Here is a 20995-nt window from a genome sequence, read left to right on the forward strand (position 1 = left end):
ATTATCACCCCCACTAAAGATAGCAGAACGAATAAGCCATTCTATAACCTATCAAAAGCTCGCAGCATACAAGCAAAACAAATCTACCTATATAAAATATAGAATATTCTGTTTATTGGATCATATCATATCTTTGTACGACTTTCTTCTATTTTGTCAGAAATTCTAACTCTATTTTTTAGAAAAAGTTTAGATATCTAATTCCAATGAAAGAAATTTATACTCTAAATAATCTTCTAATCCATACTTTCCACCTTCGCGACCGACTCCTGATTCTTTTACTCCGCCAAATGGTGCTTGTTCAGTGGTTGGTACCGGATCATTGATCCCAATTATGCCATATTCAAGGCCTTCTGACATTCTAAATACACGAGAGATGTCTTTTGTATAAAAATATGCTGCTAATCCATAGGAAGTATCATTAGCAAAATGTAAGGCTTCTTTCTCTGTTTCAAATTCAAAAATTGGCGCTACTGGTCCAAATGTTTCTTCCGTCGCAATTTTCATCTCATGAGTAGCATGTAATAAAACTGTTGGTTCATAGAAATGGCCATTGTCATATTCTTCGCCAGCTGGTTTTTTTCCTCCATAGATGACTTTAGCGCCTTTTTGGATAGCATCTTGAATATGCTCTTCCGTTTTGGCAACAGCTGCTTCGTTTATAAGTGGCCCAATGGTTACTTCAGGATACAAGCCATTTCCAACAACCAAATTTTTCATTTTTGTTACTAAAATATCGGAAAAGCGTTCTGCAATTGTTTTCTGAACATAAATCCGATTCGTGCATATACATGTCTGTCCTGCATTGCGAAACTTACTTGCAATAACGCCTTCAGCTGCTCTTTCTAAGTCTGCATCCTCAAAAATGATAAAAGGAGCATGGCCCCCAAGTTCCATCGAGATCTTCTTCATGGTAGCAGATGCTTTTGCTGCAAGCTCTTTCCCTACTTTTGTTGAACCTGTAAAAGTGATTTTTCTTACTTCTTGTCTTTCCATCATCGCATCTCCGATTGGAGCCGCATCACCATGAACTAAATTTAACACACCTTTTGGCAGTCCTACTTCATGAAAAATCTTCATTACTTCTATTGCTGTTAAAGGAGTGGCTTCCGCTGGCTTTAAGACAACTGTACATCCAGCAGCAAGCGCTGGAGCAATTTTTCTAGCAAGCATGGCGATTGGAAAATTCCATGGAGTAATTGCTCCGACTACTCCTACTGGCTGTCTTAGCACAATGATTCGCTTTGTTTCTGAACTTGCAGGAATGGTATCACCATAGATACGTTTTCCTTCTTCCGCATACCATTCCAAATAATCTGCTGCTAAATTCACTTCCCCCTTAGCCTCTGCAACTGGCTTTCCCATTTCAGTTGTAATAATTGCTGCGAGATCTTCTATTTGTTCGCGCAGCTTATCAGCTACTGTTTTTAAATACATAGAACGTTCTTTTGCAGTTTTTTTCGCCCATAAAGGCAGCGCATTTTGAGCTGCATCAATTGCTAAATGCCCGTCTTCCTTTCCTCCTCTTGCCACTTCTTCAATGACCTCTCCAGTTGCCGGGTTATAGACAGAATAAGTTTTTCGTGAAACGGAATGACGCCATACCCCATTAATATATTGCATTTTCATACTCCTTTCATAAGTGTTTTTCCCCTATCATAACAAACATTTTCGATAATTCCACATAATCCGACTTGCTTACTCCTATAAAAAACGGAGCATCTTATTAAATAAAGACGCTCCGTTTCTCTTAATTCACATAAAAATATCCTATAACTCCAAGAATGATTAAAACGATTATAAGAATTCCATATTTGCGAAAAAACTTTACACCTGGATTCGCCGTTTGTTCACGAACTTCCTTTAGAAGTTTTTTCAAAGATTGAGATCGTATACTAGCTAATTCTCTTTTCCGTTCTTTCTTCTTCCAAATAGAATTACGATCCGTAATTAAGTAATCTTTTAAGGCATAGTTGAACCTTGGACTCGTCCCAAATTTTTTCAAGGACCATTCAATATAATCAAGCATTTCATCTTCGGAACCATATATCGCTATATACGAAAAGACTTGACGATGTTCGACCCCCTCCATTCCTCCTGGAAACAGAAGGAGAAATCGTTCATATGGTTTAAAAAGACCATTGTCTTTCGTAATCTCTTGGGCCAAATCGGTTGCTTTGGCTTTAATTGGTTCACTTGCCATACGAAAAACGTTTTGTGTTTGTTCCTGAGATAGGTAGAAATAGGTATACAGTAATTCTAATACTTCAAACTTCTCTTTTTCCCAACCCTTTATCTCAAAACTACGTTCTTCTTTGTCTTGTAAAAATATCTCTCCAAACTGCTTAACATCGGCAAGCTCTACTTTTTCTAACTGTAATTGTACTAAAATCTGTGCTTTTACATCCGGGAGCACCAACCTCTTATATGATTCAAATGGAATAAATCTTTGAAAATAGACGATTATTTCAAAGACAATTGCCATAGGATGGCTGCTTTTTTTCACTTCATACACTAGTCTATTTTTGGTTGTTTTTAAGAATGTTGCATTATGCTCAAAGGAAGAATTTACATGCAATAGATTTTTGATATTAATTAATACTTTGGTTAAAGAATGTTGAAAGCTGAATTCATGCTTTAGATAATCTTCAATAATCTCTGTGTAAGAAAAAATATCACTCATATAAGAAAGAACTTGCTGATACGTTTCTGGATATTTTTCGAGAATTTCCCATAGTGATTGGCAGATATCTTCCCCTTCATAATAGGCAATTGTTTTAACTATAAATTCTACAACATCTACATGTTCAACAACCTTTTGGATTTCCAAAACAAATCTTAGATAATCAGGAACAATGGAAGCGTCCTTCATCCGCTCTTCTCGATAAAGCACTTGTTTGAAAATATGCACAAGCTCGAGCTTTTCTCGATGATTTTTTTGGAGAAAAGTATACAGCATTTTCAATGTCGCTACTTTATCATTATCATAAAAATAATAATCTAGTTTTTCCATATAGAATAGAAGAAATAAGTCATTGTATGTTTGAATAGCAAGTTTCTTCTGTTTATCCAATCCTTTCAAAGCCCGTTCACAGTAAACAAAAAATTCATCTAGCTCTGTGGCAGTTTCCAGTGCTTCAAAAGCAAAGTGAAGGTAATCATGTTCTTCTTCCTTAAAACTTAAGACATTTCTTTTATCCTGACTTAAGTCAAAAGTAAATTGGTTTTCCACAGCTCTATTTCGGAGACGAATGGATCCCTGCTCTACAAACATTACATGGATATTTTCTAACATTTCTGGTTCGTTATGAAAAGTAGATGCACCAAATAATCTTCTTGTTTCATAGGGCATATATAAAAATAATAGTTCCAATAGCCACATTGCATATTTATGCTGCAGATGAGAGGGGGCCTGAAACGAAATATACACTCTTTTCTTTTCCGCAACTGCCGTAATACAAGCAAATAATAACTCTTTAAACTTCTTTTCATCCAGCTGTAAAACATAAAACAGCTCTTGCTTTTTGGTAAAGATATTCTCTTTCGTATATGAGACATGTTCTATTTCTTCTAGTTCTTCTCCTAGGTTCTCAATATCTTCCAAGCTATAAAAATGTTCAATATGAAAAATTTGAGAAGGTTTATGGATCCATTCCTCTTTTCTACTTGGAGGAATAATATAATTATGTACAAACAGCTGGTTCTTTCGTTTTGGGCTTTCAGCAGGCGCAAAACTAGATTTCCCTATCACCAATTCTCCCGTTTCAGGCTGCATTAAAGTAAATTGCGGCGGATAATTCTCTATTTCTTTGTCACTGCTTTTCTTTAATTCACTCGGCATATGATAAGTACTAATTGGAATTAGGTATTTCTTGATGAAGCTTTCCTCCACGTTAGGGGAGACAGCTATAGTATCAGACTCATCACCTGTAAGAAAAAGACCTTTACCATCTCTAGTTACTATTTGCTGCTGTATCAGGCTTTTTCCCATTGTCCTCTCTCCTTTCTTTCCTTGTTTTTATAGATAAGGTTTACATTAATGCTTCTATATTTCTCACTATAATTACAATAAAAAAAACAGCTAATATCTGTATTATACAGGCATGCTGTTTTTTTAAAAACTAACTTCGCTACACTTTTCCAATAAATATAGAAATTCTATCTACTTTTTTGAAAATTCCATGTGGTATTCAATATTCTAGATAAACCTCCTTTTTGTCTCTTGCTTTTGGGCACAGAGCGCTCCTCTCTGTTCCCTTCTATTGCAATTTTTTTAAAAGAAGGTGTTTACTCACTCTTTTTTCTTTTATTTCAGTTTACATATTATTAACATGATTAAAAACTACTCAAAATAGCTCCAACGGTTGACTCCTGCTAACTTATAATGTTTTGGCTAATATTCTTCTTATTCTTTTTTGGAATAAATAATTCTACACCAATTATATAATAGGAGGGTTATTATTTTTTCATTAAGAAAAAGTAATTTCAGTTCTTCTACATTGCGTAATACCGCAGTTTTGACTGTTTCTTCCTTTCAGTTTTCTTCACAAACGACATTCATTCCTATTTCTACCACTTTAAATGAATGACATATTTGCAAAAGATTCCTTTCTGCAATTCTTTATATTTATAGATTGGTAATTTTGATAATGGGGATTTGTCGATGTGCAGCGCTGCTAATTTTTCAGCTAATTGTTGCTGAAACTTGTTCAGATTTTCGGAAGGATGACTCATTCTTTTTAAATATCGCTGGACCTGCGTTGGAAAAATAAATGGTAAAGATAGGGGAGCTTGTTATTAAGGTAAACTCAGGATTACTAAAAACAACAGAAGAAGTAGTTGTTTTATTCTCCCAACAATGCTTATGAAGCAACTGTTTAAATAACGTTTCATCCCTCCTTATTTTATTTAGTGGGTTACTAATTTCTTTATGATTCATTGTATAGATGCGATCATTTTGATAGTAATAGTCTCCTCCATAATTCTTTATTTCAAAAAGATGAATTTCATCAGTGGTAATAATAATGGAATCGATTTGAAAAGTAGTGTTATTTATTTGCAGTAGTAAATCATTGATTAATTAGCTGTCTCCTAAAAGAGTCTCTGTGAAGCAATCAAATAATTTTTCTCCTGCCAAGCCTTTTTTCAGATGAGCTAAGTACTGTTTTTCATTTAAATCTAGGTCCATCCGTTGATTCAAGGATTGTAAAACGAGGATTTCTGGAGAAATTGTCCGAGGTTTATAGGGCATACTAATTTGTTTCATCCCTTCTTTTTTTATTAAAAAAGGCCATTCTATAAGAACAGCCTCTTTTTTTTATTCAACAGCAACAATCATTCTGCCTGTTATGCCGCCTTCTAATATTTTGGGTAACTCTTCAGGTAATTGCTGCAAAGATACCTCTTTATAAACAAAGGAAGAAAGGTTTTTTGGTTTCAAATCAGTTGCAATACGTTCCCATAGCTTTTGTCTAATTCCCATTGGGCAATAGACAGAGTCGATTCCAAGTAGATTCACTCCTCTAAGTATGAATGGAAATACACTTGTCGGCACTGCTCCACCACCTGTTAAGCCACTTACTGCGACCGAACCGCCATAGATTATTTTACTAATTATTGCAGCCAACGATTCACCTCCGACTGGATCAATTGCTCCTGCCCATTCTTGCTTATCCAGTGCCTTTACTTTGCCATTATAGACGTCTTCTCTTCCGATAACACGGGATGCTCCAATGCTTGTTAAATAGCCCTCTGCTTCTTTCTTTCCAGAGCTTGCAATAACGTTAAACCCTAATTGGGAAAGCATCGCTACACCGAAGCTGCCAACTCCACCAGTAGCACCTGTCACCAATACAGATCCATTCTCTGGCTTCAGACCATTATCCTGCAATCTTTGTATAGAAAGAGCTGCGGTAAAGCCTGCTGTTCCAATAATCATCGCTTCTTTCAAGCTTAATCCTTCTGGCAGCGGAACAATCCAATCTGCAGGAATACGAGCATATTCACTATAACCTCCAGAATGAGATACACCTATTTCATAGCTGGTAGCAATAACAGAGTCTCCTTCTTTAAAGCGACTGTCTTCTGAAGACACAACTATCCCTGCCATATCAATTCCTGGAATATGGGGATACGAACGAACAATTTTTCCATCTGGAGTACCAGCAAGCCCATCTTTATAGTTTACGCCAGAATAATGAACTTTTATGACTACTTCACCAGCAGATAAATCCTCTAAGCTAACATGCTTTGTTTCCACTGAAAAATTACTATCTTTATTATCAACTACAACTGCTTGAAAACTATTTTTCATTATTAAGTCACCTCGTACTCATAGTATCAATTTAGTAATAACAGGTCAAAGCAAAGAAATTACCCTATTATTATAGTATGAATGCGAATTTCCACTTACAGAAGTGCAATTACTCTCTGTGATTCTTTTCAGCTGGGTATAACTTTTGATAAAATGCTATTGCAAAATCAAAAAAGTACATAAGTCCAAAACGTTCTGAGGAGAAGCCTGTTCGATCATATGTTTGTCCATGAAGTCTATAGAAAAGATTAGCTTTATTGACAATAGGAAGGCTTTCATTATGGGTAATAACGATAATTTTGGCGTTGCTTTTCCGAATAAGTTGGATCAACTCTGTATTTCCTTCTATGAATCTGCCAGAAGGGCTTGTGATAATGGCTACAGATTGTTCGTCCAATTCTGCTATATCTTTCATTTGCTCTTGGATATCAGAAAAGGCATGAACAAATTTCCCAGACTTTACTAATCGGTATTGAAAATCTTGAGCCATCGCTTGAGATAATTGTGTTCCGAAGAAAGAAACCTTCTTTGCTTCATAGATAATTTCTAAAATATTTCGTACATCACCAACATTTATCCTAGCTTCCATTGTATGCAGCCACCCTGCCATTTTTTGATAAAGCACTCTTTGCAATTGCTCGCCTACTTCATTTTCTTGTAAGCCACTTTCAATATATTCCTCCACTGGATTTTCCAACTTGTCCATTTGGGCAATATCTTTAAATTCCTGAAAGGAAGCATAGCCTATTTTTTTACAAAATCTTGTAATCGCTGCAGGGGATGTATAACAAGCTTCTGCTAAAACAGTAATGTTCATATTGGCAATATGACGCACATCTTTTAATAGTGTCAAGGCAATATAGTAATTCGTATCCTTTGTTTTATTGTTATTAATAAAGTCTAATAAACGAAAAATAATATCTTTCAATTTCATCACCAAAATTCATTGATTTCTTTACTTAAATAAGCTAATTTCCTTTAATTTATTCCATAATCTATCCGTTCTTTTTCTAAATGGATTTCTTTTATCTTCTTTTAAATTTAAGCCAATAGCCTGCGCAACTTTTTCGATGACTTCCTCGATACTTAAACCATTTGTATCCACATGCTCCCTAAATAATGATCGTTCTAGCTGCTTTAATCGAGATTCAGCTTGCTTATATGCCCAAGAATCTTCTCCTTCGTATCTGCTTCGTAATCGTTTTTTGATCGTAGCTTTTGACGCCATCAGTGTAACATGTTTAACTATAATCTGATCATTCTTTAATCGCGAGATAATTTCATGAAAATATGCTTCATTCGTAATGGTCATTGGTACTATAATGATTCCATCGTAATCGCGAGTGATTTGTTTTAATAATGAATAGTTTGTCTCTCTCCAAAGAGGAAAATCTTGAAAATCATCGTTTTGTAAAGCGGGTGGAATATTTTTCATTAAGACATATCCAAATCTTTCTGGATCAAATACAAATGCTTTTTCTAATCTTTTCACAAGCTCATAAGCAGTTGTTGTCTTCCCTGCACCAAATGTTCCGTTGATCCAAATAATCATAAGCTTCCCCCCATAAGGTATTTTTCTTTTACTATAGCAAATTTATCACTCTTTCTTTTTTTCTCACTCCAAATGTTTGATTTTTTTGAAAAAACACCTACTTTTCGCTTTCCGAAAGTTGTATAATTTTTAGAATAATATAATTTATTTACAGAGGCTATCTCTAAGGAGGAAAAACAATGCAAATTCAACCAGAGGACATCGTTAGAAGTGGTCCGAACCAATATATTTGTAAAGAAGGAATTCTAAAGGAATTAGACAGTTTATTGTCTCCCTTTCAAGCTCCTGCCATCATAACTGGCAATAAATCATTTGAAGCCTATACTAAATATGTCGCTTCCATTCCTGAACACTGGAAAATTATTCAGCACGCAGGCTATAGTTCTCAACAGGCGATAGAGGAGCTCGCCCCATCATGTGGAGCAGCTGATGTCATTATTGGTATAGGAGGCGGCATTATATTAGATACTGCCAAGGCAGTTGCAGACAAATTAAATATCGAAGTTGTTTTAATTCCAACTGTTGCTGGAACATGTGCTGCAAGCACACCATTAAGTGTCATTTATTCACCAGATGGGGAATTTGAAAGAGTAGCATATCATAGACGCTCTAGTTATTTAACGGTTGTTGATCCAGCATTTTTAATTCACGCCCCGATTGATTATTTGAAAAGTGGAATTGGTGATACCTTAACAAAATGGTATGAAGCAGAAGCGATTATCCGAAATGCGAATGATGAAAGAGCTCACTCTTTATTTGTCCAAGCTGCATTAAGCCAATCTGTTTTCATCCGTGATATTTTATTAAAGGATAGTATAAAAGCAGTTCAAAGCAGTGAAGCTGGAAAAGTTACACCGAGCTTTACTAAAACGGTAGAAGCCGTTATTACTTTAGCAGGAACAGTAGGAGGATTCGGCGGAAGATATGGGAGAATGTCTGGATCTCATGCCATTCATAACGGATTAAGCTTTGTTGAAGAAACACACACCATCCTTCATGGACAAAAGGTGGCTTATGGCATATTAGTCCAGCTTGCCTTAGAAAACCGCATTGATGAAATCGAAGCATTGTTGCCATATTATCAGCAGCTCGATTTTCCAACCAATTTAGCAGACTTACATATTGTAGATAATCAGGCAATAGCTCTACAAAAGGTTGCAGAACATGCTGTTAATCCAAAAGAATCGCTTCAGCTAATGGGTTCCTATCGAGCAGATGAGGTAATTGCGGCAATGAACGTCCTGGAAAGTCTTACAACTAGTAAACCAGTTTAAAAAATGAAAAAGGAGATAGAATTCAACATCGCTTATAGCGATGTTGATCCATCTCCTTTTAACTCTTTTAAAACAGCCATTACATCGAATTCTCCTAATCCATTTTCAAGAGCGGATTGATATGTTTTATAGGCTGATGCTCCAATCGCATTTAATTCTGCCGTTTCACTTGCTAGTCGTAAATCTTTTGCCATATGCTTAAGGGCAAATGCTGCCGGAAAATCATCCTTTAAAATAGACGATGATTTCATTTTTGAAATTGCTGTTCCGACTGCACTTTCATTAATAATAGTTAACATGTCTTCTTTTTTTATTCCTTGTTTTTCTGCAAAAAGAACGGATTCGGCAATTCCTTGTACTGTAATTCCCAATAATAAGTTAATGGCAAGTTTTGCATTACTGCCAGCTCCAGATGGACCAAGATAAATAGAAAGCTTGCTCATCGGCTCCAATACAGCTTTCACCTGTTCGTAAACTTCTTCTTCGCCGCCAACTAACACAAGTAAATTTCCTTCCTTAGCCGGTTGAACACTTCCTGAAACTGGGGCATCAAGAAACTTCACTCCATTTTCTAAAGCAGTATTATAAATGAATTGAGACGTTTGTGGGGAAACGGTACTCATATCAATAAATATTTTTCCTGATTTTGCATGTGATAAGATTCCATTTTCAAGATAGATGCTTTTCACAGCATTGTCGTCTGAAACCATTGTAAAAATGAGGTTACTGTTATCGACTAGTTCTGTTAACGATTCAGCCTGTTTGGCACCAACAGCAATTAATTCTTTTCCTTTATCAGGTGTACGATTATAGAACGTTAATTCATAACCAGCCTTGATTAAATTCAAAGCCATCGGAATCCCCATATTTCCTAATCCTATCCAACCTATTTTCATACAATCATCCCATCCTTCCCATCCTATAGTCATACACATTTTACCATATTATTTATTACAATACGTCAATGAGGGTATAGAATTGGAAGAAGAATTGCCGTTTATAATCTTCTAAACAATACATTATTCTCGAGATGTATATGATCAAATGTTAAGCTCTCTAATTCTTCTAATTTTAAATAGGCTAATCGGTACGTATTACATGCATGCAGCGGCAGTTCATAATCATTCGCAGCTTGGCGAATTTTCTTCAATATTTCCCCTGCACCTTCATGTTCCTTTTCTAATATTGTGATTTCAGCACGAGCCTTTTCAAGACTTTCTACTTCCTTACTCGCCTCATATTCTATCACTTTTGGAAAAATCCGCTGCTCTTCTCGAAGCAAGTGTTGTTCTAAATCGTCCTTTAATAAATAAAACTGGGTATACATATCTTTCAAATGTAAATCGCGCTCCCCATGCACACGATAGACTTTACTAACAAATCCATCTAATTCTTCTAATAAATCTCTCGTATTTGCATGGTAATGATCGATAATATACTTCACTAAATCAGTTAATGACCTATTCATCCAGTCAATTTCTTCGGTTGTCTGCATCTGTTCATACATAATATTGAGTACTTTTACTAAATCCTTATCTTCTAAATGTAAAGATTTAATTGCCTCTCCTATTGGCCGATTTCCCCCACAGCAAAAATCAATTTTATATTCTTTAAATAGTTTACTTGCTGCTGGAAACTTAATAATGATATCACCTGTTTTCGTCTCTTCCGTAAAAATGGCATTCATATGAACACTCTCCCTTATTAGAATAGCTAAAGTATAGAAGATATGGACAAAGTAAAATAGGATTGAAATCACAGATTAAAGATTGTTATAATTTTAATTAGATAATCATCGTTTTAATTGTGAAAAAATACACAAATTGACTGGTGGTGTTAATAATGAAACAACAAATGGTTAGCCCATGTCCTAAACGAGTTCCTATATTTTACTCTTTATCAGATTTAGAAATAAAAAAAATAACAGATGTTGTTCATCATAAACTATTTAAAAAAGGTGAGATGATTATAGAGGAAGGAGATATTTCCACCTCTCTTTATATTATTCATAGTGGCAAAGTCAAGCTATCTAAGTTAACTATTCAGGGAAAAGAACAAATCGTTCATTTATTAACGACTGGTGATTTCTTTGGAGAGAGCAATCTTTTTCATGATGACATGGTTATGAACTTAAGCTGCCATGCTTTAGAAGATACAAAGATATGTGTATTAAAAAAACAAGATTTTGATCAAATAATGTTAAGTAATCCTGAAATCTCTTTCAAACTGTTAAAAACGATTACCAAACGCTTATCTCATACAGAAGATCTAGCAAGAACGTTAGCAACGAAAGATCCCGAAGTGAGAATTGCCGATATGCTTTTAGAATTCTGTGAGAAATTCGGGACAGAACATCAAAATACTGTTCTTATTACCCTCCCTATCACAAGAGAAGAAGTCTCCAGCTATGTTGGCCTTACGAGAGAAACAATTAGCCGAAAACTTGCAAAGCTGGTCGACAAGGGAATTCTTAGCTTAATCGGTAACAAACAAATTCTCATTCATAATAAAGGGAAGCTTCAATCAATAGGGGGATAACTTCCCCCTTTAATAATGAAAACAAATAAATATTCATCGCAGCTATTCCTTCTCCTTTTCCAAGCAGGAAACACTTTTACATAAGTAACTTCTTATTCTCCTAAACTTCCGCGCAATGGCCAAATTTGATAAACCATCATTAGTGATTTTAAAATTGTTACGTAGGTTAATGTTATCCAGCCTCCCATTAAATATTTCCTATTCGTTCCTTATATAGAACAACTCTTCTTGCTAATTAACAGAAATGCACTTCAAAAAATCATCCCATTTCTATTCTTTTTGCTTCTTTTGAATTAATCTTCTCCACAAAGATATCTGTTTAAAGATCTAGTGAATTACTTCTTGAGAGAAGAAAACCATCATGAAGTCAAAATTTTTTTAAAATTCACTTGAAAAACATTTTAATTCGAATTACCTTATCTAAGAAGGAGGTTACAATATGAATATAACTATTGAAGAAATACCTAAATCAAGGATTGCTTATTTTCGAAATGTTGGGGAGTATGGAGAAAAACAAAATAAAGAATTGATGGAATCCTTTAAAAAGTGGGCAAAATCGAATGGCTTATTTGATAATTCTATTATTCTTGGCATACCTCGAGATAACCCAGAAATCACACCTAAGGAGGAATGCCGTTATGATGTTTGTATTGTGATAGAAAATAATTTTAAAGTAGCAAAACCAGCTCAAGTTGGTGAATTTCCCGGTGGAAAATATGCTGTTTTCTTGCTCGACCATACAAAAGAGGCAGTCAGTGAATTTTGGGGAAATATTATTTCTGAGATAGAAAGACATAATCTATCATTAAGACAACAACCAATTATAGAAAGATATAATTCACAAATGATTGAAAATCATTTGTGTGAAATACTAGTTCCTATACAGTAACCGAGCAGTGGCACAGCGAGGAGAAGGGGTATCTGTTACCTTTTTGCACTTTTTCTTTTGAATTTCAGTCACAGAGAACTCTTCTCTTTTACTTTTTCTCTATTCCTCTTTCTTTTTGGGGCACAGAGAGCTCTCCTCCTTTACCTTTTTTCTCTGTTCTCTTCTTTTGGGGCACAGAGACCTTGCTCGTTTAAATGCTTCACTTGTCTCTCTTTATAATGGTTGCCTTCCCTCTGCTCCCTTTATAGTTTCTACATTGGACTTTCTTCATTCACACTAAATATCATTCATACTACACCACTTTGTATTCCACAATAACTCTGTTTCATTATCAACATAGGAGATCTTTCCTTGCTAGCTTAAATACACTGAAAAAATCGAATACGGTTAATATCTGTTCCATAATACATCCAACGGTTTATTCGCCAACGATATCCTGCAATAGAATGACGCCCAATAAAGGTTGGATAGAACCAAAATCCTTTGCCATTTTCTAACCAAATAAAAGTAAAGCGGTACATACAAGGTCGGATAGAACTAGATTCAACAGTAAAAGTGCTTAGTTGCGACTGATTTAATTGTGGTGTAAAAGATGGCGGTGGTGATATCGGCGGTCCAGAGTCAGTCCCATCTCCAATCTGCGGTGCATCTGGAAATGCTGGAGGTCCTGCTGGAGGAGGCGGTTGTTCTCCACCTGGAAACGGCGGCAAAATCCCACCTCCGATTGGCGGCAAATGAGGAACTGTTCCTCCACCATTCGATGGAGGGGTTATTCTAGATTCTCCACCTATTTGCGAACTAATCATTCTATGATGAGGTAGAAAAGAATGGTGTCCACAATAAGAATAAAACGGCTGAAAATACATTATTATTCCCCTTTCGAGCTTTTATATTACTCTATGTAAATAGCCCATTTGAGGTGAAGTAAACAGTTTTTAAAACAAGTCCTACAGGAATGATAACTAGACGATGATCTTTTCTTTCAGAAGGCAATGAATGAGTAATGGAAAATCATCATTGTAAAAATAGGTAACACAAAAAGAAAATTATAATTATTTCATAACAATGGATAAATAAATCCATTTGCACTTCGAGCCATTTGCCATAGAAGAAACAATATACTTTGCTGCTACATCTGCGGTTAATACTAACGCTTCCAAAATTGGCCAAATCATAACAATCATGCCACCATAAATACCACCTGCTTCAGAGGAACTGAGCCAAGTCTGTTCGTTTCTTACTAGCGAAAGAATCATACAAACCAGCATCTCAGTCATGCCATATGATGTCTACTCGCCAATACTGTTCCTTAAATCCTGATTAAAAACAGGCATCAGTTCTTTTATATCGAATTGACTAATGGAACCCATCATTAACAAAGTATTCAGGGCAATGTTCGAAAATACCTAATTAAGGCAAGCCATGCTGCTACCTCTACCCCAAAATGAATGGCATATTCACCGATAAGGAAAGCTGCTAAAAGAATAAAAAGGTCGAAGCTTCAGCCAAAGAATAATCTTTTTAATGGATAAACAAAAGTTGACATAATACTTCCACATGCACCGATAAAAAGTAAATACAGAAATAGCGACAAGTTTCCCGGGAAATTATCCTAAAACACGGCAATACTGATCGATTAAATCTCCTTCCGACATACGTCTTATCACTAAAACAACTAGAACAATTAAATTACTCCTTGAATAATGGAGAAGAACGTCGAAATCCACTGTCTTCTTTTACCGTGGTAACTTCTCTATTTCTAAAAAAATATTTTTCACTTGACGTTTGTTTAAAAATGGGATGACTGCTTAATGGCTTTTGTGGATAATTATTGTTTTCCTATTTATTTTTTGCCCATTATTATAGGAAAAATAATGAATGGACAATCAATTAGCAAATGGAGAAAGTATGAAGAAAAAGAATTTCAGATGTCTAATATAGTATAAATAACCTATAATTCCCACAAAATATTTGATATAATTTCTTTATAAAGGTGTTATAGGCCTTTTGATACTGGCATTTAGAACTAGCAAGTACTAATCTTAAACTATAATAATCTGACTAATCGACGAAAGGGCAAAATCATTGAAAAGTGATGACGCAAAGCTATAGGGGCTTAGGGGTAACGAAGATCGATTTTTTCTACATGATAGCAAAAGTTATGACATTCATTACGCTTGCCAGCCAGTTACCGAATCCACCTTCGACGATTTAGATGAAGGGAAAAAAGAAAATGAGACAAAAAAATAATGATGAAATACTAATCAAGCGATCAATCGTTGTAAGCGATCAAAACTATTATTTACCGGAAACAGGAAATTTTGGGAAGGGACTATTTTTCGGTATGCTTATTAGTACCCCTTTATGGATTTCCTTTTTTGGATGGCTTCGTATTTTCCTTACTTTTGTTGGTAAATAGACTAGGCAAACAGTAAATATTTTACTTATACTACACAAAAGCATATAATCATTATATGAATAGGCGCGAAAACCATTAGGAAAGGAGCTTTCATAATGGCCGAATCAAAAGAAAAATTAGAAAAAGAACTTGCTGCTGCAGGAAAGCATTATTCCGAGGAAAAATTTTGGTCCAAAATTGCCAAGTTTGGAAAAAAGGCAGGTTCCTCTGTCGTTTATGCGGTGCTTTTGTTGTATTACACTTTACAAAAACCAAATGTACCTAAAAAAGTCAAAGCAACTATTATTGGAGCATTAGGTTATTTTATCCTCCCTCTTGATTTAATCCCTGATTTTCTTGTTGGTATAGGTTATACAGATGATTTAGGGGCACTAGGACTTGCATTATTCCAAGTTGCTATGTATATTGATGAGGATATTAAATCAAAAGCAAGAGTAAAACTCACAGAGTGGTTTGGCAGTAAAGTCGATACAACTGAAATAGATAAAAAAATAAAGTAGAAATTGCTTATAAAAAAAGGGACTAGCAACAGTCCCTTTTTCATTTATTAAAGAAATAAACCTACGATTGTAGCGGTTAATACAGATGCAAGTGTGGCTGCTAATAACATTTTCAGTCCGAATTTTGCAACGATATCTGCTTTTTTGGCATTAATTGCTTGAATCGATCCGGCAATAATTCCAATACTAGAGAAATTTGCAAAAGATACAAGGAAAGTGGACACAATCCCTACTGTTTTGTCTGAAAGATCTCCAAGTAATGGTTGTAATTGCAGCATTGCTACAAATTCGTTTGCAGCTAATTTCGTCCCCATTACAGAACCAGCCGTTACTATTTCACTGCCAGGTATCCCCATTATCCAAGCAATTGGAGCAAATATATAACCCAATATACCGGTAAAACCGATGCCGAAAATACTTGTAAAGAAACCGTCAATTAGAGCCAGTAAACCAACATAAGCAACTAACATCGCGGCAACAATTAAGGCAACACGACCACCATCTAAAGCTCCTGCTGAGATTGCTCCAAAAACAGAATTCGTATTGGAGACATCTTTTATGTTAATTTTCTCATCTTCATCTTTTGAAATTGGTGCAATAAGTGTCGCAATAATTAAAGCAGATAATGCATTTAAAATCATAGCTGCTAATACATATCGGGGAGGAATCATTTCCATGTATGCCCCCATAATAGATGCAGAAACAGATCCCATAGCAGAGGTACATACAATAAATAATTTATTTGCGTTTATCGTATCTAAATGCCCTTTGATCGCAAGAAGTGCTTCCGATTGTCCAAAAAAGATAGAGTTAATGCTGTTAAATGTTACAACCTTTGATAAACCAGTAATCTTAGCCAATGCACCACCAATATATTTAATTGCTAGTGGCAATACTTTGATATGAGTTAACAAAGATAATAAAGTAGAAGTAAAAATAATGATCATAAGAACATTAATGAAAAAAACACTTTCGCCTTCTGGTACTAATCCCCCAGTAACAAAATTTACCCCTTCATACCCATAGTTAAGGACTTTAGAGACACCGTTAGATGTAGCTTCTACTATTTTTAGTCCTACTGTAGTTTTAAACATTATTAGTGCTACAATAAATTCAAGCACAAATAATACGAGAATAGCTCTGAAGTTAATCCTTTTTTTATCATTTGATAGTAAAAAGGCAATAGCTATCGTCACGATGATACCTAATATCCCAACTAAAATCGACATAGAAAATTCCTCCTAAATATGAAGCAGTAACAACCTTCCTCTTCTCATAAAAACTATCTTAATATAGTTAATATAACTTCAGAAAACATTGCTAATACATTAAAAACGATATACAGTTTTAGATATTACCTTATATTTGGGTTAATGTCATCCTTTAATTGAAGAATAAGTTAAATTAATAAAATTTCAACCTTTCTAAATATTATCTAAATATATTTAATTCATATCATTATAAATACTCACCCAGGTAAATAAAACGATAAAAAGCAATTTCAGGAACCATCTCCTAAAATTGCTTTTTCCATTTCTCTATTCTTTTGAAATTTCCAGTGACAAAAATAACTATTTTAAATGGAGTTTACTTTTTCTTTTTTCGCTGCTTCAAATGCTTTATTCACACGATTTAAAAGCACACTATCTGAAAGCAAACGATAGCCTGTTTTTGCAAGGACTTGTGCTCCTTTAACAAGAGCGGCATCTCCAGTTGGTGATTTTGCGGCTTCTCGAAATTCGTTCGTATGGGCAATTAAGTCGTCTGGCCCTATTTTAATATGAGGATGCGCAGTTGGAACTTCATAGCTAATATTTCCAGCGTCTGTTGATCCTTTTCCGCGAGATCTTTCCGTTACAACTGTTTCTCCAACTGCCTCTAATTCTTCTTTTAAGATTCCATCTAAAATTGGGTTTAATACAAAATCCTTCACTTCATTTTGAAATCTTTCCACTTTAACAGTCGCACCAGTGGCAAGCGCAGCTCCTTCAGCGATCGCACGAACTTTTGCTGCAACCTCTTCTGTTTTTTTCCATGTTTCGGCACGTATATAGAATCGTGCTGATGCATATTCTGGTATGATATTCGGTGCATCTCCCCCGTTTGTTATAATCCCATGGATTCTGATATCATCAGGCAGCTGTTGTCTAAGCGCATTGATGCCGACAAACAATTGTATAACTGCATCAAGTGCGTTTATCCCTTTTTCAGGTGATCCGGATGCATGTGCTGCTTTTCCGTAAAAATGAAAATCTAAGGGATCCACAGCAAGTGTTTCACTAGTCAACGAGGTTTGGCCAGAGGGATGAATCATTAAAGCGACATCCACATCCTTTAAATAGCCATGTTTCACAAAGCTTCCTTTTGCACTCCCATTTGGACCTCCCTCTTCTGCAGGTGTGCCAAGAACAACTACTTTCCCACCAGTTTTAGACAGTACTTGAGATAAGGCAATACCAGCTGCAACACTTGTTGTTCCAATAATATTGTGGCCACAAGCATGCCCTAGACCAGGCAAGGCATCATATTCAGCAAGGAAGGCAATGGTTGGACCAGATATCCCACTGTCTTTTACTGCATAAAAAGATGTTTCATGTCCAGCAACAGCAATTTCCACTTTAAATCCCGCGTTTGTTAGAATATCTACATGCCTTTTACTTGCAAAAAATTCTTGATTGCCAATCTCAGGATTTGCATGAATTAATTGACTCGTTTCAATATAAAGATCCTTATTTGTTTGAATGGATTCATTAATTAAATCAAGACCAGATAACGTATTACTCATTTTCTCTCCCCCTTATAGTCCTTTAAATTGTTTTGCCAGCTCATCTTTTGCAATATTTACTACAATCGAACCACCATTTGTATCTGCTTCTACCGCTTTTACAACTTCTTCTTCATGATAAAGTTCAACAATTTTCTGATAGGTTTCATTATTCGCATCCTCTGTACGAGCCGCAAAGATATTTACATATGGTAATACGTTTTTATCCTCTGCATCTTCTAGATAAATGGGATCTTTAACAGGATCAAAGCCTGCTTGACCAGCGACACCATTATTGATAACAGATGCTGCAACATCTGGTAAGACTCTTGGTGTTTGTTGAGCTACAATTGGCAAGATATCAAGTTTCTTTGGGTTTTCTACAATCTTAGATGGATCTCCAAATAATCCAAAGTCATCAGCTAAGGTAATTAATCCTGCAGATTCAAGTAATTTTAAAGCGCGCGCTTGATTAGATGGATCGTCTGGAATAGCAATTTTGTCACCCTCTTTTATTTCACTTACATCTTTCACTTTTTCTGAATAGATTCCCATAGGAGCAATCACTGTTGTTCCGATGGGCGTTAAATCCGTTTTGTTTTCTTCATTAAACTGACTTAGAAAAGCAATATGCTGGAAGGAGTTAATATCAATATCTCCATTCTCTAAAGCTTGGTTTGGCAAAGTATAGTCTGAAAACTCGACTAGCTCGATTTCAATTCCTTCTGCTTTCGCCTTTTTCTTCAAAGTCGGCCAGACTTCTCCATCGGATCCTGTTACCCCTATTTTCACCTTCACTGTTTTATCTTTACCTGATGCACTGTCTGACCCGCAGGCAGCTAGTGCCCAAATAGTTGTTAATAATAGTAAAATAGCAAAATATTTTTTCATCTCTCAATCTCCTTAATTAGTAATTTTTGTTATTTTTTAACTTATAAAGCGGTAAATATCCCATCGTTAAAGTTTTGTCTTAACGTCTCATTATTTTTCGTGATAATGTATTTCCAATCCATTGAGCAATTTGTACAAGTATAATCAGTATAATGACGGTAACAAGCATAACACTGCCGTCAAAACGCTGGTAGCCATATGTCATCGCCACATGTCCCAGTCCGCCTCCGCCAACGGTACCAGCCATCGCAGAAAAATCAATTAAGCTGATCGTTACAAAGGTTAATCCTAGAATCAGTGGTCCTAATGCTTCGGGAATTAATACAGTAAAAATGATTTGCAAAGGGCTTGCTCCCATCGCTTTAGCAGCTTCAATAACTCCTGGATCAATACTGACTAAATTATTTTCTACTACTCTCGCAATTCCGAATGAGGCTGCAATAGTCATTGGAAATATCGCTGCCCAAGTCCCAATCGTTGTGCCCACAACTGCTCTTGTTAACGGGCTGATTGCTACTAAGAAAATAATAAATGGAATAGGGCGGATAATATTTATTAGAATATTGAGCAAACGGAAAACTAATTTATTTTCCAAAATATTTCCCTTCCTTGTCACAAAGAGAAGTAATCCAATCGTAATGCCTAAAATAGATCCTAAAATAAGAGTGGTAATAACCATTAATATGGTTTCTCCGGTAGATTCCACAATGCGCGGCCAAAAAGTACTCCAATCAACCTTCATTAAACAAGCACCTCCTCAACTGTTACTAATGCTTCTAATTCATGCAGAACCGCTTTAATATTTTCCTTGCTGCCTTCAAAGGATACTAGAAGATTCCCATAAAACTTCTCTTGCAATTCACGAACAGATCCATAAACAATATTTACATCGACATTAAATTTTCTTGTGACCTTTGAAAGAACTGGATCACTTGCAATTTCCCCTTTAAAAATTACTCTATATAACTTGTCGCCGCCCTTATTCCTCCATTCAGCCAATAAGGAAGCAGATGGACGATCCTGCTGTACAGACTGAATAAAGCGTTGTGTAGTCGAGTGTTGGGGATTTGTGAAAACTTCAAAGACAGATCCATTCTCTATTACTTCGCCATTTTCCATCACAGCCACTCGGTCACATATTTCTTGAATAACATGCATCTCATGTGTAATTAATAAAATCGTAATGCCTAAATCCTTATTTACTTTTTTTAATAAACGCAGTATTTCGCCTGTTGTATCTGGATCAAGCGCAGAAGTTGCTTCATCACAAATCAATATATCCGGAGAAGTAGCAAGAGCACGTGCAATCCCAACCCGCTGCTTCTGTCCTCCTGACAATTGTTCAGGATAGTCGTCTGCTTTATCGGATAAACCGACAAATTGTAAAAGCTCCGCCACTCTTTCTTTTATTTCCTTTTTCGATACACCAGCCAGCTTTAATGGGTAGGCTATGTTGCCGGCTACCGTTCGAGATGTAAAGAGATTAAAGTTTTGAAAAATCATGCCGATTCTTCGACGAAGCTTGCGAATCTCTTTTGGTGATAGGGAGGCTACATCTACTCCTTGCACTTGGATATTTCCGTTTGTTGGTGTTTCTAATAAATTCACAAGTCGTAATAAAGTACTTTTTCCAGCTCCACTAAAACCAATAATCCCAAAAATCTCTCCTTGTGCAATGGAGATAGAAACATCCTTTACTGCGTTTACTTCGCGACTGCCAAGCTTAAAGGTCTTGGCTACCTTTTCAAATTCAATCATTTGCCCTTCCACTCCTATACTAGGTTAAAAACATACGTATCTTGTCAAGAAGAAGCAGACTTTTAGTCAATGCAAAAAGGCCCTGCTTCTTCTTTCC

General features: G+C 35.7%; 21 protein-coding genes and 1 riboswitch. Of the genes, 5 read left to right on the top strand and 16 right to left on the bottom strand.

Features of this window, described 5'->3' with window-relative positions; genetic code table 11:
* Positions 1 to 189 precede the first annotated feature (189 nt).
* The 7 genes from BCI01S_RS07865 to BCI01S_RS07890 all read right to left on the bottom strand — a co-directional run bounded on the left by BCI01S_RS07865 (position 190) and on the right by BCI01S_RS07890 (position 7865).
* Positions 190 to 1623, bottom strand: coding sequence for an NAD-dependent succinate-semialdehyde dehydrogenase (locus tag BCI01S_RS07865; RefSeq protein ID WP_082810024.1), 1434 nt, complete (start codon positions 1621 to 1623; stop codon positions 190 to 192).
* A gap of 127 nt (positions 1624 to 1750) precedes the next feature.
* On the bottom strand, positions 1751 to 3991 hold the full coding sequence (locus BCI01S_RS07870) for a GAP1-N2 domain-containing protein (protein ID WP_061798000.1): 2241 nt from the start codon (positions 3989 to 3991) through the stop codon (positions 1751 to 1753).
* A 693-nt stretch (positions 3992 to 4684) separates the two neighbouring features.
* On the bottom strand, positions 4685 to 5077 hold the full coding sequence (locus BCI01S_RS26330; RefSeq protein WP_082810025.1) for a nuclease-related domain-containing protein: 393 nt from the start codon (positions 5075 to 5077) through the stop codon (positions 4685 to 4687).
* Positions 5078 to 5080: 3 nt separating this feature from the next.
* A complete protein-coding gene (locus BCI01S_RS24690; RefSeq protein ID WP_082810026.1) occupies positions 5081 to 5266 on the bottom strand; it encodes a hypothetical protein in 186 nt (61 codons plus the stop codon).
* Positions 5267 to 5317: 51 nt separating this feature from the next.
* On the bottom strand, positions 5318 to 6313 hold the full coding sequence (locus BCI01S_RS07880; RefSeq protein WP_061798006.1) for an acrylyl-CoA reductase family protein: 996 nt from the start codon (positions 6311 to 6313) through the stop codon (positions 5318 to 5320).
* A 109-nt stretch (positions 6314 to 6422) separates the two neighbouring features.
* Positions 6423 to 7241 carry a MurR/RpiR family transcriptional regulator gene (locus tag BCI01S_RS07885; RefSeq protein ID WP_061798009.1) on the bottom strand — a complete coding sequence of 273 codons (819 nt, stop codon included), beginning with the start codon at positions 7239 to 7241 and terminating at the stop codon, positions 6423 to 6425.
* A gap of 27 nt (positions 7242 to 7268) precedes the next feature.
* On the bottom strand, positions 7269 to 7865 hold the full coding sequence (locus BCI01S_RS07890) for an AAA family ATPase (RefSeq protein ID WP_061798011.1): 597 nt from the start codon (positions 7863 to 7865) through the stop codon (positions 7269 to 7271).
* A gap of 185 nt (positions 7866 to 8050) precedes the next feature.
* Here BCI01S_RS07890 and BCI01S_RS07900 point away from each other — a divergent pair, with 185 nt between their 5' ends.
* Complete coding sequence (locus BCI01S_RS07900; protein ID WP_061798253.1) at positions 8051 to 9139, top strand: iron-containing alcohol dehydrogenase family protein; 1089 nt, start codon at positions 8051 to 8053, stop codon at positions 9137 to 9139.
* 32 nt (positions 9140 to 9171) lie between these two features.
* Here BCI01S_RS07900 and BCI01S_RS07905 read toward each other — a convergent pair whose 3' ends face one another.
* Both BCI01S_RS07905 and ric read right to left on the bottom strand, forming a co-directional pair.
* On the bottom strand, positions 9172 to 10035 hold the full coding sequence (locus tag BCI01S_RS07905; protein WP_061798017.1) for an NAD(P)-dependent oxidoreductase: 864 nt from the start codon (positions 10033 to 10035) through the stop codon (positions 9172 to 9174).
* Between the two features lie 101 nt (positions 10036 to 10136).
* Positions 10137 to 10826, bottom strand: a complete 690-nt coding sequence (gene ric / locus BCI01S_RS07910; protein ID WP_061798024.1) for an iron-sulfur cluster repair di-iron protein — start codon at positions 10824 to 10826, stop codon at positions 10137 to 10139.
* 155 nt (positions 10827 to 10981) lie between these two features.
* Between ric and BCI01S_RS07915 the strand changes: the two genes are divergently transcribed.
* Positions 10982 to 11677, top strand: a complete 696-nt coding sequence (locus BCI01S_RS07915) for a Crp/Fnr family transcriptional regulator (RefSeq protein ID WP_061798030.1) — start codon at positions 10982 to 10984, stop codon at positions 11675 to 11677.
* 439 nt (positions 11678 to 12116) lie between these two features.
* The gene (locus BCI01S_RS07920; protein ID WP_061798035.1) at positions 12117 to 12566 is read left to right on the top strand and encodes an AraC family transcriptional regulator; all 450 of its coding nucleotides are present in this window, start codon (positions 12117 to 12119) and stop codon (positions 12564 to 12566) included.
* A 359-nt stretch (positions 12567 to 12925) separates the two neighbouring features.
* Here the strand turns inward: BCI01S_RS07920 and BCI01S_RS07925 are convergent, their stop codons facing one another.
* Both BCI01S_RS07925 and BCI01S_RS07930 read right to left on the bottom strand, forming a co-directional pair.
* Entirely contained in the window at positions 12926 to 13432 is a 507-nt protein-coding gene (locus BCI01S_RS07925; RefSeq protein WP_053215750.1) for a hypothetical protein, read from the bottom strand.
* A 186-nt stretch (positions 13433 to 13618) separates the two neighbouring features.
* Positions 13619 to 13843, bottom strand: a complete 225-nt coding sequence (locus BCI01S_RS07930) for a hypothetical protein (protein ID WP_156485404.1) — start codon at positions 13841 to 13843, stop codon at positions 13619 to 13621.
* A 788-nt stretch (positions 13844 to 14631) separates the two neighbouring features.
* A riboswitch (cyclic di-GMP riboswitch) is annotated at positions 14632 to 14733 on the top strand.
* A 66-nt stretch (positions 14734 to 14799) separates the two neighbouring features.
* Here BCI01S_RS07930 and BCI01S_RS07935 point away from each other — a divergent pair.
* Both BCI01S_RS07935 and BCI01S_RS07940 read left to right on the top strand, forming a co-directional pair.
* Positions 14800 to 14985 (top strand): hypothetical protein, encoded by a 186-nt coding sequence (locus BCI01S_RS07935; protein ID WP_047943638.1) that lies wholly within the window; start codon positions 14800 to 14802, stop codon positions 14983 to 14985.
* A 95-nt stretch (positions 14986 to 15080) separates the two neighbouring features.
* The gene (locus BCI01S_RS07940; RefSeq protein WP_061798045.1) at positions 15081 to 15485 is read left to right on the top strand and encodes a YkvA family protein; all 405 of its coding nucleotides are present in this window, start codon (positions 15081 to 15083) and stop codon (positions 15483 to 15485) included.
* Between the two features lie 47 nt (positions 15486 to 15532).
* Here BCI01S_RS07940 and BCI01S_RS07945 read toward each other — a convergent pair whose 3' ends face one another.
* From BCI01S_RS07945 to BCI01S_RS07965, 5 genes are all read right to left on the bottom strand, one after another.
* Complete coding sequence (locus BCI01S_RS07945) at positions 15533 to 16714, bottom strand: NupC/NupG family nucleoside CNT transporter (RefSeq protein WP_061798048.1); 1182 nt, start codon at positions 16712 to 16714, stop codon at positions 15533 to 15535.
* A 347-nt stretch (positions 16715 to 17061) separates the two neighbouring features.
* The gene (locus BCI01S_RS07950) at positions 17062 to 18270 is read right to left on the bottom strand and encodes a M20 family metallopeptidase (RefSeq protein ID WP_047943635.1); all 1209 of its coding nucleotides are present in this window, start codon (positions 18268 to 18270) and stop codon (positions 17062 to 17064) included.
* A gap of 12 nt (positions 18271 to 18282) precedes the next feature.
* Positions 18283 to 19140, bottom strand: a complete 858-nt coding sequence (locus BCI01S_RS07955; protein WP_061798054.1) for a MetQ/NlpA family ABC transporter substrate-binding protein — start codon at positions 19138 to 19140, stop codon at positions 18283 to 18285.
* A 79-nt stretch (positions 19141 to 19219) separates the two neighbouring features.
* Complete coding sequence (locus tag BCI01S_RS07960) at positions 19220 to 19882, bottom strand: methionine ABC transporter permease (RefSeq protein WP_047943633.1); 663 nt, start codon at positions 19880 to 19882, stop codon at positions 19220 to 19222.
* Positions 19882 to 20898, bottom strand: coding sequence for a methionine ABC transporter ATP-binding protein (locus BCI01S_RS07965; RefSeq protein WP_061798057.1), 1017 nt, complete (start codon positions 20896 to 20898; stop codon positions 19882 to 19884). The genes BCI01S_RS07960 and BCI01S_RS07965 overlap by 1 nt, the downstream gene beginning before the upstream one ends.
* Positions 20899 to 20995: the final 97 nt, after the last annotated feature.

Source organism: Niallia circulans NBRC 13626 (genome assembly GCF_001591585.1).
In the GTDB taxonomy this organism is placed as follows: domain Bacteria; phylum Bacillota; class Bacilli; order Bacillales; family Cytobacillaceae; genus Niallia; species Niallia circulans.